This window comes from Gluconobacter sp. OJB, from assembly GCF_039638275.1.
Classification (GTDB): Bacteria; Pseudomonadota; Alphaproteobacteria; order Acetobacterales; family Acetobacteraceae; genus Gluconobacter; species Gluconobacter cerevisiae.
This window is the reverse complement of the sequence record NZ_JBDIWH010000001.1, coordinates 1500874-1514740: the sequence shown is the minus strand read 5'-3', so window position 1 is coordinate 1514740 and position 13867 is coordinate 1500874. Positions and strand designations below refer to the sequence as shown.

Below are 13867 nucleotides of genomic sequence, written 5' to 3'. Positions count from 1 at the left end.
TCCAGTCGTGTTCAGTCTGAAGCCAGTTTGCCGCGACAATCGCGGCGACAGCGATGGTGAAGAACTATGTTGTGCTTCACGCAGTCTGCGACATTTTCAGAGGGTTGGTATTCCGGCTCCCAATTACTTTGAAAGCCTGCCAATTCAAGGCTGGCAGGCAGCGTTTTTTTATAGATGAAACGTATCGGGCGCATCTTTCATACGGCGTGCTTCATTCAGAGCTGTGGCAAATCGTGCTCGTGTTGCCTGTCCCATACGACTCATACCGCAGGCATCGCGCATTCGTGCAATTGCGTCGTCGTCTGGACAGTCGATAGCGATGGCGCGGCTTGCCAGGTCCACGAGGGCTGCAAGAGGGAACATGGCCGGGTCCACGGATTTCTCAGCCGTTAATGACGTCAGAGGCAGTTTTGGGACGACAGGCTGTCGATCCGACCATATGAAAGTGCCGATATCTTCCTCGGTGCGCGCCATTGATGTGGGAATAGCGCTTTGGACGCGTTCGCGAATTTCGCGCCCGACCCGACTGAAGCCATGTGCCCGCGACAGAGTCTGAATAAGAACGTCTTCCCGAATGACTTTTTCCTGATCAACAGTGCGAACGACAAGGCGAGCCAACGTCGGCAGATAATCGTCCTGCGTAAATCTGGATGGATCGGCCTCGATATCCGAACTGGTTACATCATCTGATGGCATATGTTCGGGTGCCTTTGCGTACAGAAGCTCCAAATGCTCGATCTGTTCAGATGAAGGTTCTTTGGCGGGTTGATCGGTAACCACTTCACATTCCGCGGTCTCGATTGAAACAGCGGGGTCTTCTTCGTGCTCAATAGGACCCGTGTTCAGTAGTGTTTCAGCTTTTGCTGCGTCCTGCTCGGCTTGATCAGCACGCTCTTGGCGGGCAATCTCCAGAAAGCCTCGCAGGGCAACGTCAATCCGCTCAACTTCGCGAGGGGCATTGGTCCACCAGTCCGTGGACCAGATGCGCAGAATGTTCCAGCCGAGATTTTCAAGAACAGCCTGTCTCAGGCGATCGCGATCGCGTGCCGTGGCACTCCGGTGATAGGTGGCGCCATCGCACTCTATGCCTGCTAGAAATGTGCTGGGTAAATCGGGATCAATGACGCCCAGATCCACACGGAAACCGGAGACGCCAACCTGTGTCGTGACCTCCCAGTCTTTTGCCTGAAGCATCGTAGCAACTTCGACTTCGAAAGGACTGTCATATCCTCCAACAGATCCTTCATGGGCGCCGGCAAGAGCCATTGGACCCCGTTCTGCGAACAGCAGGAAGCGGCGCAGGTCCCGAACACCAGCCGCGCGTGTTCGTTCTATCGCAATCTGATCCCCCCGCAGCGACCCGAACACGATTAACTGTTCGCGAGCGCGCGTGATCGCAACATTGAGACGACGTTCCCCACCATCACGGTTCAGGGGGCCAAAATTCATGGAAATTTTGCCCGCGATGTCAGGCCCGTAGGTGAGCGAGAACAGCATCACGTCCCGCTCTTCGCCCTGTACGTTTTCCAGATTTTTCACAAGCACAGGCTCATGAGCCTGTTCTCCCGTAAATCTTTCAAGCGCAGGATCTTTGCGGACTTCCGAGTCCAGAAGATCGACAATCAGTTTCTGCTGCTCTGCGTTGAAAGTGACGATACCGACCGAGCGGTCAGTGCCATCGCGCATGATCCGCACAGCCTCGGCAACCACCATCCGGGCCTCCGCAGGATTGGTGTGTGACCCATTCCTGCCCGGTTCATAAATCCCTTTCGGGACAAAACGGAAAGAGACGGCCTGATCCGCTGTAACCGGTGAGGGAAAGGTGACCAGATCCCCGCCGTAATAAGATTGGTTCGAAAATGCGATAAGACTTTCGTGACGACTGCGATAATGCCACTCCAGACTGATGGCCGGGATACCTGCCCCGAGACATTCGTCGAGGATCGAGTCAAGGTCGGTCATCTCATCGGATGGATCAGCATCAGCCCCCACCCGGCCCGCCGTGAAGAAATCCGTGGGTGGCAACTGTTTGGGATCGCCGACCACGATGACCTGTTTGCCTCGTCCGATGGCGCCAATCGCGTCCCATGTTGCGATCTGGGACGCTTCGTCAAAGATAACAAGATCGAACGGATCTGCATCGGCGGGCAAATACTGCGCGACCGACAACGGACTCATCATGAGACAGGGAGTGAGGGTGCGAAGGGCACTCGGCATCTTTTCGGCCAATTGACGGACCGGAAGATGACGGGATTTCTTGGCGATCTCGCGCGTCAGAACTTTGTATTCCGGATCGTGCTGTCGTGCGGTCTCGCCAGGAATACGTCCCGCAAGGCGTGCCCGGATCAGACGGATGGCCAGGGTTTTCAGTTTTTCGTCCAGTTCGCGGAACCTGATAATCCGTCCTTCGTGGGTCGCGGCCACGAAACTGCTCAGCAGGACGGACTCACTGACCGCGTGCATGGTCCACCAGCGAGCGTAATTCGCTTCGAAAGCGGCCAGTACGTCATCTTTTGCGACCAACCCATGCTCGATGGCTTCAATCATGGGTGTCAGACCGAGTTGTGCAGCTTGATGGCAGGCGCGGCGCCATGAACACCAGTCGCGCAGTTCGCGAGCAGCCTCTTTCCAGTCCCGCAGCTTGTCTGAGGTCTGTTCGAGCCAAGCGGGATTTTCGGGGGGAGCCAGTTGGGTAATGTCGCTGGCGCTAAAGTTCGCCAGTGTTTTCACGGCGGCATCAAGGTCGATAAATGCAGCCAGATAACGGGTCAGGGAGGCGTGGATTGTTCCGCCGGGTGCGAGAAGATCTTGTCCTTCCGTGAGAAGGGTTCTGAGATGGGCGCGTGCAGTGAGCAACTCGCCCGTTTCAGCCGTACAGCCTGCAAGGCGCGTGCGTGTTTCCTGTCCCCAGTCAAACGCGGCGTTGATTGCGTCAAAGTCAGTCTCCAGACCTCGCCACATCGGACCGATGTTTGTCTTGTGAGACGCATTCGCGAGCTTTTCAAGAAGGGCCGCACGTTCGACAAGAGCCTCAAGGTCGCTTTCGCAGTCTTCAGGCAGGGCAATAGCATGCTGCTCAAGCCGTTTGCGGATGGCTTTCTGCCCCATGGACCGCGCGAGTAGCCATTTTTCCTTGGTGGCGCGCCACTCCGCAAGGGTTTCAGCCAGTGGAAGAGTGCGTACGCTGTCTTTCCATCGGGCATCAAGATCTGCTGTCAGGGTGTGGCACCGTGTAACAGGTTCCTGTTCCAGCAATATGGCATCGCGGATTTCGCGTGCACTTTCTGTAAAGCTCCATGCCGCTGCATTGGGCAACAGGAGATGTGAGCAAAGTGCCCTGATCTGTTCAAGCCGCTGAAGAGAGAAATTGTTCTGAGGCAGGGAAAGCGCCTTGATCACGCTCTGGGCCGCCTCTCTCAGCCCGCCAAGGGCGGAGAGGGTCCCATTGACGGCGTCAAGCAGTCTGCCCTCCCACAGTGGCGACCAGTCCGTCTGCTCAAGACCTGCCAGTCTGGGTGAGACGACGACGTCTCCGATGCGGGCGTAGAGCGTCGACAGATCCTCAACGGACTGGACCAGCGCATCGTAATCCACTTTTGAATGAACATCTGCATTGGCCCATTCCAGAGGAATGCGGACGATCGATGATTCCTGTGCGCGAAGAGTGACGCCAATTCCGCGATAGGGCGTCCAGCCATTGCGGCGGGGCGTATGAAGATCGCGGACATAGGCGTTCAGTTCTGTACGAATGGTATCAAGCGTCTGTTTTGTCCGTGAATATTCTTCAGGCTGAAAATCTTCCAGCGCAGCCTGTGCAGTCTGGAACTGTTGTAACACCGCCATTTTGTTCGCTTTGGGCGAGAACAGATCCAGACAGAATTCAGCAATGCCCAGTTTAGACAGGCGCGCACGGACGACTTCAAGCGCCGTTCGTTTTTCAGCCACAAAAAGGACCGTACGACCCTGAGCGAGCGTGTTGGCAATGATATTGCCGATCGTCTGGCTTTTCCCGGTGCCAGGTGGTCCGAGCAGGACGAAGTTTTCGCCCGCTGCTGCGCGTGCGATGGCCTTGAGCTGAGATGAGTCGGCTTCCATCGGGCAGACAAGATCGGCTTTGGCGAGAGCATCGTCGAGGTCATCAGCAGGATTGAAACCGTCCGGCAGAGCAGGGCCTGCCTGTTCGCCGTCCTTGACTCCGTTCAGCAGACGACTGGCGACGTCGTTTGTGGCGAGATGCTCTTTTCGCTCCAGCAGATCCTTCCACATCAGGAATTTCGCGAAGCTCAATGTCGTCAGGCTGACGTGGTCGCGAATTTCCCAGCCTGGAATGTGTCGAAGATGCAACCGGAAGGCTTCGATGATTTTTGAAACATCGAGGCCGGACTCATCCTCCGGAAGCGATTCTGCTTCCAGCAGGGGAATCCGGATATCATATTCGGCGCGCAGCATTTCCAGCAGCGTTGTGTTGATACGGGTTTCATCACCGTGCGCCCGGAGCGTGAAGGGTGACTTGATGCTGGCTCGTTCCAGAATGACCGGAACGAGAATGAGAGGAGCGAGATACGGCCGGGATTTATCCTGCGATGTCCAGGCCAGCGCCCCGATCGTCAGGAAAAGGACGTTCGTGCCGCCTTCCTGCTCGGAATTTCTGGCGTGCCGGTAAATTTCGGTCAGTGCGGTTTGGAGCTTGTCCTCTTTCCGCTGAACGACGATCTCGCGCCGTTTGAGAGCTTCAAAAGCATACGCTCTGGAGGCATCTTCGTGATGTCGTCCCTGATGAAGTGCCTTGTTTCTGGGATCATCATCGTCCATGAGCCCGGGCGCGGCGACAAAACGAAGCGGTTTGGCGCTCCCGCCCGAGCGCATCTCCGCCACCATGTCTTCCAGCGCAGCTGGATCAGGGCAGTCGAGTTCTATCAGTTGGCGATCTGATTTGGGCAGATTCAGCAGTCGGTTCCGCGCGGACATGTCGAGCAGGCGATTGCACCATCTCTGCACGCGATCTGCCGGACGGTCTGGCAGGCGCTCTTCCTCGCGGTCCTCACGTAAAGGGGGAGCCGCCTCGAATGCCGGTTGCCCCGCTGAATCGTCGGGGATGATTTCTGCCGCGTCGGCACCCGACGCGCCAAGGGAAGTGGAGAGGGGACGAATACGGCGCAGGCGCGCCCGGTAAATATCGATGACTTCGCGGAACGCCTCCGGATCGTCATCGTCTATTTTGCGCAGATGCGCCTCGCCATGCTCACAGGCTGCGGTGAAGCTGGGTTTATGGGCGGCCGTCACCAAAGTCGTTTCAAAGACGCGCAGATCATCGAGCTTCAGGCGGTTGCGAATGCCGGGTAAGTCCTGCACCACCGAAGAACCCGCATCCTGTTGGGCCAGCCATAGGCCTGCAAAGGCGTGCCCGCGCGTCAGAACGATCAGGGGGCGCAAACCAATGGCTTCGAGACAGGCAGCAAACAGAACAGTCGTATCGAGACAGGTCGCCAGACGATCTTCGACGACCTGCGTCGGAAGGCGGATACGCTGGCCGTTTTCAACGAAAGAGGCGGGCGGATTGATATAGGTGATATCCAGCGCGCAGATGGCGCACCATAACGCCTGAGCCTGCGCCCAGACACGCGCTTTGTCTCCCTGATAACCTTCCAGAGAGGGAGAGTGGCCGGCCTGCCGCAGGATCTCGGACGCACTGCGCAGAATACGGGCAATAGTGGGGTCGTTGGGAAGAACAAAAGCCGCCAGAATGTCAGGGATACCGGACAGCCCGCCCCACTCATTGCGGGCGAGCATCCGGACGTCACGCGTTACCTTTGTGAGTTCCTGTTCGCCCGCACGGACGACAATGGTTACCACGGCTCTTGATGCTTCGGTCTGAGCAGAGAGCAATGACCCGTTCAGTGTCAGGTCACGATCATTCAGAACCCGAAGTTCGTCGGGGCCTATCTGCTGGAGCATCCATGACCGTGGGGTCAGAAAATGCGGCTCGCTGGTGATGGTTATTTCAACAACCTGATATGTATTTTCGCCCTTGTTGTCGAATTCCAGCTCTTCGAGGATGGGGACGCTGTTCTCCCACAGGCTCGCATTGACTGTTTCCTGTAGGACGATCCGAAGTTCAGGCTTTTTTTCTTCTGTGGTGATTTCAACGTCGTCAGCAATGTATTGGTGGTCGGCTGTCACTGAAATCTCCACAACGCTCGATAATCGCATGCATGCGCCTGTGATCTCGTTGAGCGCAACATGAAGAAAAATTCATACTTCGTTACAGAAGACTGTCACGGATCAGGGCATGATTTTCAAGTGACCTTCATGCGATTCATCCCCCAACGGCGTGATGATCCATATCTGTCCGCGTAAAATCTGTTAGTCGGGCTCGAAGCAATTCAGGTCAATATTGTTGAGCTCTACCGCGCGGCTGACACGCAAGCCCTGTTCGGTCATCAGATCGGCCAGCGTGGCCCTGTCAATCAGAATGGCGCGCTGTCTCTGGGGACAAACGTAGTCCATCGTCGGGATGCTGAAGGAGGACGTGATGAAGAACGCGCTTTTGGTTGATCCATGCCCTACAAGCGAGCCCATAAAGGCCTGCATGTAAATCCGCTCCAGCCTAAGGCGATGTTCGTTAATTGCGTTATCAACGCCACCGCGGCTCTTCGAGAAGGGGAACGTCCTACTCTGCGATGCGCTTGCGGGCCCGATACTGCACTTTGGCCATAACACTCGACCCCGCTGGGAGGGCGGTTTTAGGGTAAATGTCTCGGTTTTTCACAGTGGGCCTCGTCTGGGCCCAAAAGCAATCAATTGCTTCGCTATATAACCGCTAAATTATTGGAAATGCTGGTGTCCCATAGGGGATTCGAACCCCTGTTGCCGCCGTGAGAGGGCAGTGTCCTAGGCCTCTAGACGAATGGGACGAGGCGAAGGGGTTACTAATCTGTCGTTCGGATTCTGACAAGTGTTATTTTGGGTTTTTGTGCCGCGAACACGCAAAGCGATTGCTTTGCGGCGTTAAAGAAGCCCGAAGGTATTATTCCAGTGACGGATTTTTGTTTGAGAACAGTCGCGTGGCCTGTTCGAGAACGCGTTTTTGATAAGCGGAGTTTAGTTGGGGTGTGTGGGAATGATAATCTCCCACGGCCTGAAGCAGGTCTCCGTGCGTTTCGTTGAGGTAACTTCGCAAAATGAGAGCCGAGGCGGCGATATTGAAGCATCCGTCCGAGACGAGGCGCGCAGCCGTCTGAGTGGCGGGCATGCGGGTGATCTGGGAGAGAAGTCCGATCCACTGCGTGTTGATCTGCATCAGCCCCAGATCGTCAGAGCCGTTCGTATTGTGATGGACGAGACCGATGGCACCGCGTTCGACTTGCCAGATGGCAGGCAGCACCCGTGGGGGAAGATCATACCGGATGGCTGCTGCAAGCATACAGGCCAGAAGGGGAGCGGGCATGGCAAACCTGTCTGGACGCTCTGTCCGGAATGAAGAAATTATGAAGACAGCATTGTGAGCCTCGTCATGCGCTGGGCAGAGAAGGTTCAAGGCTTTAGTACCGTTTGACGAACGGTTAAAAAAGGTACGTCATCAAAATGTCATGTCCCAGACAGGTCTCCCGTGCCGAGCATCGCGATGATGCCGGATTTACCCTTCTGGAAATTCTGGTGGTTCTGGCCATTCTGGGTCTGCTGGTCGGGCTTGTGGCGCCAGCTGCTTTGCGCCAGTTGGGAGGGGCGCGCCAGTCCGTCGTCAAGCAGTCGATCGCTCGGATCGGTACGGTTCTTGACATGTATAAACTTGACACGGGCGATTACCCCTCCACGGAGGAAGGTCTGGACGCGCTGGTCCATCGTCCGTCATCGGTGGAGAACTGGAACGGCCCTTATCTGAAGGGCGGCGCTGTTCCGTCCGATCCCTGGAACCATGCGTATGTGTATCATGCTCCTTCGGAGCGGGAAGGGCATGACTATGATCTCTGTTCCCACGGACCGAATGGCCGGGGCGAAGCGGGATCAGGAATGATCTGCAATCCCTGAGGGATTGCTGTCTGGCGTCATGGTTTCCAGACGGACCAGACGCCAGGGAATGGGGCGTTCATCGGGAAGCATAACAGCCTCGGCATGACGCCACATCCTGAAAGCGCCATGGAAGACGATGGCGTCCACGGAAACAAGGACGCCGCTGGTTCCTTCGCTGTTCGGATCGGTCTGATCCGCGCCACTTGAAATCCCGGATTTTAGTAGAGCCTGCCGGACGGATGGATCGCTGGTATGGAGATCGGGCAGCTCCTGCTGGACAAAGGACAGATGCGGCTCCAGCCCTTCAAGCAGCAGGGGTGTCATGCCGGGAACGGCCGAAAGATCATCCAGATCATGAAACGGCAGGCCCAGTGACACACAGGCCGAGGCTCTGTCCGCCACATGAAACCCCTCATTGCGCCAACCGAGAAGCGTGGCTGCCAGAGAGGCGGCCTGATCGGACGGAAAACCCTGCGTCATCAGGAGCGCCGCCATCAACGGTTGACTAGCAATGTTGGGATTGATCCTGTCCCGGCGGATCTGACTGCGCGTCCTGATCTGAAACTCTGTGGTCTCAGGGCTGGAAGACCATTGGCCCGTCGGACGCGTGCGCCTTGTGGCGACGGCATAGAGTTCCGTCGTGATGGCGGCGTCTGCCGTTGTCTGGAGCCGCGCTTTCCAGAGTGCCGTGTTTTCGAGGTTCAGAGACGCCCGGCCCAGCATCAGGGCCTGCGTGCCGATCAGGGCTAGAAAAGCGAGCGTCCAGAGCACCAGTAGCAGCGCAAACCCTGCCTCCCGTTCGCGCAGAGGGCTGCCGGGCGGCATGTCAGTCGTGCAGTCCGACCGCTTTGAGAATGCGGTGCTGCGGATCTGCCGAGCCGGTCGGGGGCATGTTGTTCATTTCAGCGGGCAGGAGTGCTGCGTGAAGAAGCTGTTCGCGCAGATCTTCCGTCAGGGCGTAGGCTTCGCTCTGGCTGTGGATGATGTGGGGCGTAATGAGGATCAGAAGTTCCGTGCGGTTTCGTGTATTGGCCTGATTCCCCCCCAGCATTCCAAGGAGCGGAATATCCTTCAGCCAGGGCATTCCGCTGTTCTTGCGGTTGGACGTGTCCGAGATCAGCCCGGCCAGTCCGACCGTCTGACCGTCCGCAATGACGACGCGCGACGTGACCTGACGCTGGGAGAAGGTCGGGCTGTTGATGGACCCGCTGCCGGTTGTTGTCGTGCTGGACGCCACGGAACTGACCTGCTGTGAAATGTCTAGCGTGACCGTCCCGCCATTGCTGACATGGGGAGTGACCTGAAGGATCACGCCCGTGGGCTGATAATTGATCGAATTCGTGATGGTGGAATTCGACGTCAGAACCCCCGTGGTCGAGCCGGTCAGATACGGCACCATATCGCCGACCATGAGGGAGGCGGGCTGGTTGTCCACGACCATCAGTTCAGGCGAGGACAGAACGCGCACTTTCGTAACGGCCTGTAGTGCGTTGATAACGAAGGGCGCACCGCCCTGTCCTGATCCACCAAGAACGAAACCGGGGAACGAACTGGAGAGCTGCGACGACACCAGATTGGCGCTTCCAAGGGACTGGGACGCATTGCTGAGAATGCCGTTTATTCCGCCCGACTTGAAAAAGAACTGCGTGCCGTAATTGAGCGAGTCATTCAGCGTCACTTCGGCGACTGTGGCATCCACCCGGACCTGAAGGGGCATGATGTCCACCTTGCGGAGCATGGAGGCCACGGTTTCCATCTCGTTGGCTGTGCCATAGACCAGAACGGCGTTGTTCTGGGTATCGGGAATGATGCGGATTTCCGACGTTTCGGAATTATTGCCCGAACTGCCCAGACCCAGCCCCCCGAGCAGCGGATTATTCGAAATTCCGTCCTGTGCGGTCTGCGTCTGGCCGGACTGGCCGTCCGAAGACGGGCTATTCTGACCTGAGCCGGAGAGCTGGTTGCCCTGCTGGGATGTCCCGCCACTGGAAGATCCGAAGCCCATCCCGCTGCCGAAACCTCCCGCGTTCCCCGAGCCGGAACCGGATGAGGAGTTCTGGAAGCCTGAAGAGGAGTTCTGGACTTTTGCCGTGGGAACGGCCGTGACATGGCCGGGGGTGAAGGCCTGTTGCAGAACATAAGCCACGTCGTTCGCCCGGCTGTTCTGGATGTAGAACACATTCCATTTCCGCACGGTTCTGCGACGTTGCGCCTCGATGACGGAAAAGGCGCGACGGGCCTGATCCAGAAGTGCGGGGGTTGCGGCAATGACCATCACCGCTTCGATATGCGGCATGGGCACGACCTGCATCCGGCCTGCGAGCGCCTGTTCCTTTTTACTGCCCAGAGCAGCCTGAAGGGCCTGCGAGACTTCGCTGGCATTTCCGCTGGTTGCGGGGAACAGGGCATAGGACTGTCCGGCCAGCACATCGGAATCAAACGTCCGGACCAGTTCTTCCAGAGAGGCCCGCGTGGCGGGATCGCCCGAAATCACGACAGCATTTCCCGCCGGGGCCGCAACGATGTGGTCTCCCCCCTTGAGGATGGGCTGAAGCGCCTTCACCAGACTTTCAGCCGAGGTGTAGCGCAGCGGAACGATCGTGTTGCCTGCCGTTCCGCCACCGGTTCCCTCCGTGCCCGCAAGGGTGGTCACGCGGTAAATGCCGTTCTCCTCAACCAGCGCCGCGCCCGCGCCTGCGAGTGCGGTCCGAAAAACCGGCAGAAGCTGATCCTGACGCAGCGGATGCGGGGTGCGCAGGGTGATGGTGCCGTGGACGTTTGAATCGACGAGATAGTTGGCCTGAAGAAGCCGCCCGAGAATTTCGTCTGTGACCGACTGGATATCGGCGTCCACGAAATTCAGGGTCAAGGTTCCATTTCCGGAGGCGCCGCCGGCCTGACGGGTGCCGGAGGGCCGACCATAACTCAGCATACCGCCCCGGGCGGATTCCATGCTCCCGACCGGGCCGTCAACGCGGGGCGTGGCGGTCTGGCCGTACAGATGCTTTGAGATTGGCAGGGGTGTCAGGTGTGGTGGTGTGGAAGAACAGGCCGCCAGCAGGGTCAGCGGCGGAAGTGCTGCCATGAGGAGGAAACGGCGGGACATCCCGGAGATGGCAAGGGACAGGGAAGCAGGCACGTTGTCTCTCAGTCTGTTCTGTCGGCGGAAAGGGATCATGGCCGGGGAGCGGTGGACGCCGCGATGGAGTGGGGATCGCGCAATGCGAGGATGGTGAAGGACGCATCCAGGGCACGCCCTTCAGCAGTTTCGTCAATCGCCTGCGGGTTGCCGGACACGTCGATCCGGAGATCATCGACCAGCAGGCGCGGAGCAGTGCTGTGGTCGAGGGCGTCCAGAAGACGGACCAGCACGGCATAGGATGTGGTGAGGGAAACCCTCACGCCGAGCCGCTCGAACGCTCCGGCGCGGGAGACGGGGAGCGGTTCCATGCTCGTCGGCAGGGCCTGACCTTCAAGGGCGGTGTCGTGCACGATCTGCTGGAGGCGGGCAAGAGCCGTTTCCTGCGAGGTTTCACTGATCAGGAGCGTGCTGCCACGCGCCTGAAGCGATGCCGTCCGGGCCCGTTTTTCAAGATCGGGCAGGGTGTCCACGAGGATCTGCGTATGGGCGAGGATGTCCTGCTGTTCGGCCAGATCGGCCTGTCCCTCGGCATACTGGTTCAGCAGAAGGGATGCGCCGGATGCGACCAGCACGAGCAGGACGAACGTCATGCCGAGGGCGAGAACGCGTCCTTTTCGTCCGTCGGGAAGGCCGGAAATGGTGGGTGAGGCGGAAGCGGACATCAGGATCAGCCCGGAGCGTCAGCATGAAGGGTGAAGAGATCCTGCCGACGGTCTTCGGAGCGTGTGATCGGCCCCGAGAAAGCCGCGTTGGAAAATGCGGCATGATGCTCCAGAATGCCGATCAGTTGCGTGGCCTGTGCGGACTGTCCTTCCAGCGTGACATGACGCTCATGGAGATGCAGTTCTGTCAGAAATGTATCTTCCGGCAACGCCTGCGTGAGTGTCTGCAACACGAGGAGGGACGATCCGAGCCGGTGTTCTTCCCGGCGGATAGCGGCTGGCCCCTGTGTGAAACCGGCAATGTCCCGCCGTAGTGCCTCGGCCTGCTGTTTTTCTGCGGACAGCGCGGAGAGGGCGTGGTCAAGCCGCAGACGCGAGGTTTCCTGACGGATAAATGGTGATGCGATCAGGGCAAGACCCAGCAGGACGAGCAGGGACGGCCGGATCTTTGTGGTTTTTGAGGGCGTGCCGAGTGGCAGGACACCCTCCAGCCCTTCGCACCGCAGATGCGTCGGGATGACGGCATGCTCTGCCAGTTCCTGCATCGCCGCTTCAAAGGTACGACGGGGTGCGACGAGAAGGCGGAAGCTCACCTGACCGTTGCGCAGGGGAAAGGCTTTCCCCGTTGGCGTGACAGTCCAGACGACGTCTTCGGGGCGGAACGGGGTCAGCCTGTCCAGATCGTAGCCGATGGTCTGCACTGCATGGGGGGCGGCTGCACGGGGCAAAGTGAGTTCACGCGAAAGGATCGCACCGGAAGGCAGGACAAGGCAGACCGGCGCGGGACGGGCCGAAAGAAGGCTCTTTTTGCGGGAGGCCGGGAGCGGAAGGCGGGACAGGCTGCCGGGTTCGAGGGTCCCGTCCCGCCGGACCGGGAGGCGCACATCCTGCTTCTGGTCCCGCCTCAGGGCGGCAGGCAGGAGTTCCGCCATACGGTTCAGCCACCAGCGGAAGACAGTGTCAAACCCCGGTATCGACAGGATCATGTGTTGAGACGGAACACGGGAAAGCGGGGAGGGGCCACCTGATGAAACGGTCCACATGCAAGGGAATGAAAGGCTCCGCGAGGCAATATCATTGCACCCCCGCAGGATGACAGGGCTGGAATATTATAAATTCATGACAGTTCGAAAACCTCTCTGCCCCTGTATCAGGGCATCGGGTAAGTCATGGCAGGATCACGAACGACACAGCATGAGACGCGCCAGCCAGATCGCCGCGGCAAGGCACGGGCCAAAGGGAACAAGGATCGTCATGTTGAAGCGCCCCGAGCGCATGGCCGTTGCCAGAGCCAGCACGATACCGAAGGCCGAACCCGCACCGATGATAACAGGCAGCGCGCCCAGCCCGACCCAGGCTCCGCCCATGGCCAGCAGCTTGACGTCCCCCCCTCCGAGACCCTGCCTGTGACGGATCATCCTGTATCCGACGGCAATGAGCGCGAAGATCAGCCACCCCGCCGTACTACCGAGCGCACGGTCCAGCGCGCCGTCCGTTCCGGCAGTGACATATCCTTCCACAAGCCCGATCAGAAGCAGCGGCAGCGTCAGCATGTCTGGAAGGCGCAGGCAGATCAGGTCGATCACGGACAGGGCGAGCAACCCCCAGCCGAGGATGCAGTCTCCCACAAAGGACAGCGCGTCCCAGTCGGCCAGCTGGAAGGGGATGTCCTGAAAATGACTGGCGATCACGCGGGCCAGAAGGGCCATGGCGGGCACGGTGAGCGCTGCAAGTTCGATCCAGAGATGGTCTGGGGTAATCCGGCTTTTGCAGTGACTGCATCGCCCCTTCTGTATCGCGTAGGACAGGATCGGGATCAGGTCGCGGGCAGACAGCGGAACATGACAGCTTTCACAATGCGAGCGGCCGGAGACCACGGTTTCCCCCCTCGGGATCCGGCGTATGAGCACGCCCAGAAAACTCCCCGCAACCGGGGCCAGAAGGAAAACGGCAACAAGCAGGGAAACGGTCATGGCGGTGGGACACTGGCGGATTTGCAATCGCACGACAAGCTCGTGAGACGTGTCTGTTTGTCTTACAAGACTGCGGGGGT

9 protein-coding genes and 1 tRNA gene are annotated in these 13867 nt (G+C 58.7%); 1 reads left to right on the top strand and 9 read right to left on the bottom strand.

Features of this window, described 5'->3' with window-relative positions; genetic code table 11:
- Positions 1 to 168: 168 nt before the first annotated feature.
- The 4 genes from ABDK74_RS06945 to ABDK74_RS06930 all read right to left on the bottom strand — a co-directional run bounded on the left by ABDK74_RS06945 (position 169) and on the right by ABDK74_RS06930 (position 7447).
- Positions 169 to 6180, bottom strand: coding sequence for a DUF3320 domain-containing protein (locus ABDK74_RS06945; RefSeq protein WP_408874473.1), 6012 nt, complete (start codon positions 6178 to 6180; stop codon positions 169 to 171).
- Between the two features lie 183 nt (positions 6181 to 6363).
- Positions 6364 to 6591, bottom strand: a complete 228-nt coding sequence (locus tag ABDK74_RS06940; RefSeq protein WP_346003248.1) for a restriction endonuclease — start codon at positions 6589 to 6591, stop codon at positions 6364 to 6366.
- Between the two features lie 247 nt (positions 6592 to 6838).
- Positions 6839 to 6914, bottom strand: a tRNA-Glu gene (locus tag ABDK74_RS06935).
- 113 nt (positions 6915 to 7027) lie between these two features.
- On the bottom strand, positions 7028 to 7447 hold the full coding sequence (locus ABDK74_RS06930) for a lytic transglycosylase domain-containing protein (RefSeq protein WP_346003247.1): 420 nt from the start codon (positions 7445 to 7447) through the stop codon (positions 7028 to 7030).
- A gap of 137 nt (positions 7448 to 7584) precedes the next feature.
- On the opposite strand from ABDK74_RS06930, the gene gspG reads away from it, so the two are divergent.
- A complete protein-coding gene (gene gspG, locus ABDK74_RS06925; protein WP_099286316.1) occupies positions 7585 to 8028 on the top strand; it encodes a type II secretion system major pseudopilin GspG in 444 nt (147 codons plus the stop codon).
- On the opposite strand, the gene ABDK74_RS06920 is transcribed toward gspG, so the two are convergent.
- The 5 genes from ABDK74_RS06920 to ABDK74_RS06900 form a co-directional block, all read right to left on the bottom strand.
- Positions 8005 to 8835, bottom strand: a complete 831-nt coding sequence (locus ABDK74_RS06920) for a type II secretion system protein GspK (protein WP_346003246.1) — start codon at positions 8833 to 8835, stop codon at positions 8005 to 8007. The genes gspG and ABDK74_RS06920 overlap by 24 nt on opposite strands.
- Position 8836: 1 nt before the next feature.
- Complete coding sequence (gspD, locus tag ABDK74_RS06915) at positions 8837 to 11149, bottom strand: type II secretion system secretin GspD (RefSeq protein WP_346003245.1); 2313 nt, start codon at positions 11147 to 11149, stop codon at positions 8837 to 8839.
- Between the two features lie 35 nt (positions 11150 to 11184).
- Entirely contained in the window at positions 11185 to 11814 is a 630-nt protein-coding gene (gspM, locus tag ABDK74_RS06910; RefSeq protein ID WP_346003244.1) for a type II secretion system protein GspM, read from the bottom strand.
- Positions 11815 to 11819: 5 nt separating this feature from the next.
- Positions 11820 to 12800, bottom strand: a complete 981-nt coding sequence (locus tag ABDK74_RS06905) for a PilN domain-containing protein (RefSeq protein ID WP_346003243.1) — start codon at positions 12798 to 12800, stop codon at positions 11820 to 11822.
- Between the two features lie 192 nt (positions 12801 to 12992).
- The gene (locus tag ABDK74_RS06900; RefSeq protein WP_346003242.1) at positions 12993 to 13787 is read right to left on the bottom strand and encodes a prepilin peptidase; all 795 of its coding nucleotides are present in this window, start codon (positions 13785 to 13787) and stop codon (positions 12993 to 12995) included.
- Positions 13788 to 13867 lie beyond the last annotated feature (80 nt).

Coding starts and splice junctions, on each gene's coding strand:
- gspG (WP_099286316.1), top strand. CDS start 7,585: ATGTCATGTCCCAGACAGGTCTCCCGTGCCGAGCATCGCGATGATGCC.
- ABDK74_RS06900 (WP_346003242.1), bottom strand. CDS start 13,787: ATGACCGTTTCCCTGCTTGTTGCCGTTTTCCTTCTGGCCCCGGTTGCG.
- ABDK74_RS06905 (WP_346003243.1), bottom strand. CDS start 12,800: ATGATCCTGTCGATACCGGGGTTTGACACTGTCTTCCGCTGGTGGCTG.
- gspM (WP_346003244.1), bottom strand. CDS start 11,814: ATGTCCGCTTCCGCCTCACCCACCATTTCCGGCCTTCCCGACGGACGA.
- ABDK74_RS06930 (WP_346003247.1), bottom strand. CDS start 7,447: ATGCCCGCTCCCCTTCTGGCCTGTATGCTTGCAGCAGCCATCCGGTAT.
- ABDK74_RS06940 (WP_346003248.1), bottom strand. CDS start 6,591: ATGCAGGCCTTTATGGGCTCGCTTGTAGGGCATGGATCAACCAAAAGC.
- ABDK74_RS06920 (WP_346003246.1), bottom strand. CDS start 8,835: ATGCCGCCCGGCAGCCCTCTGCGCGAACGGGAGGCAGGGTTTGCGCTG.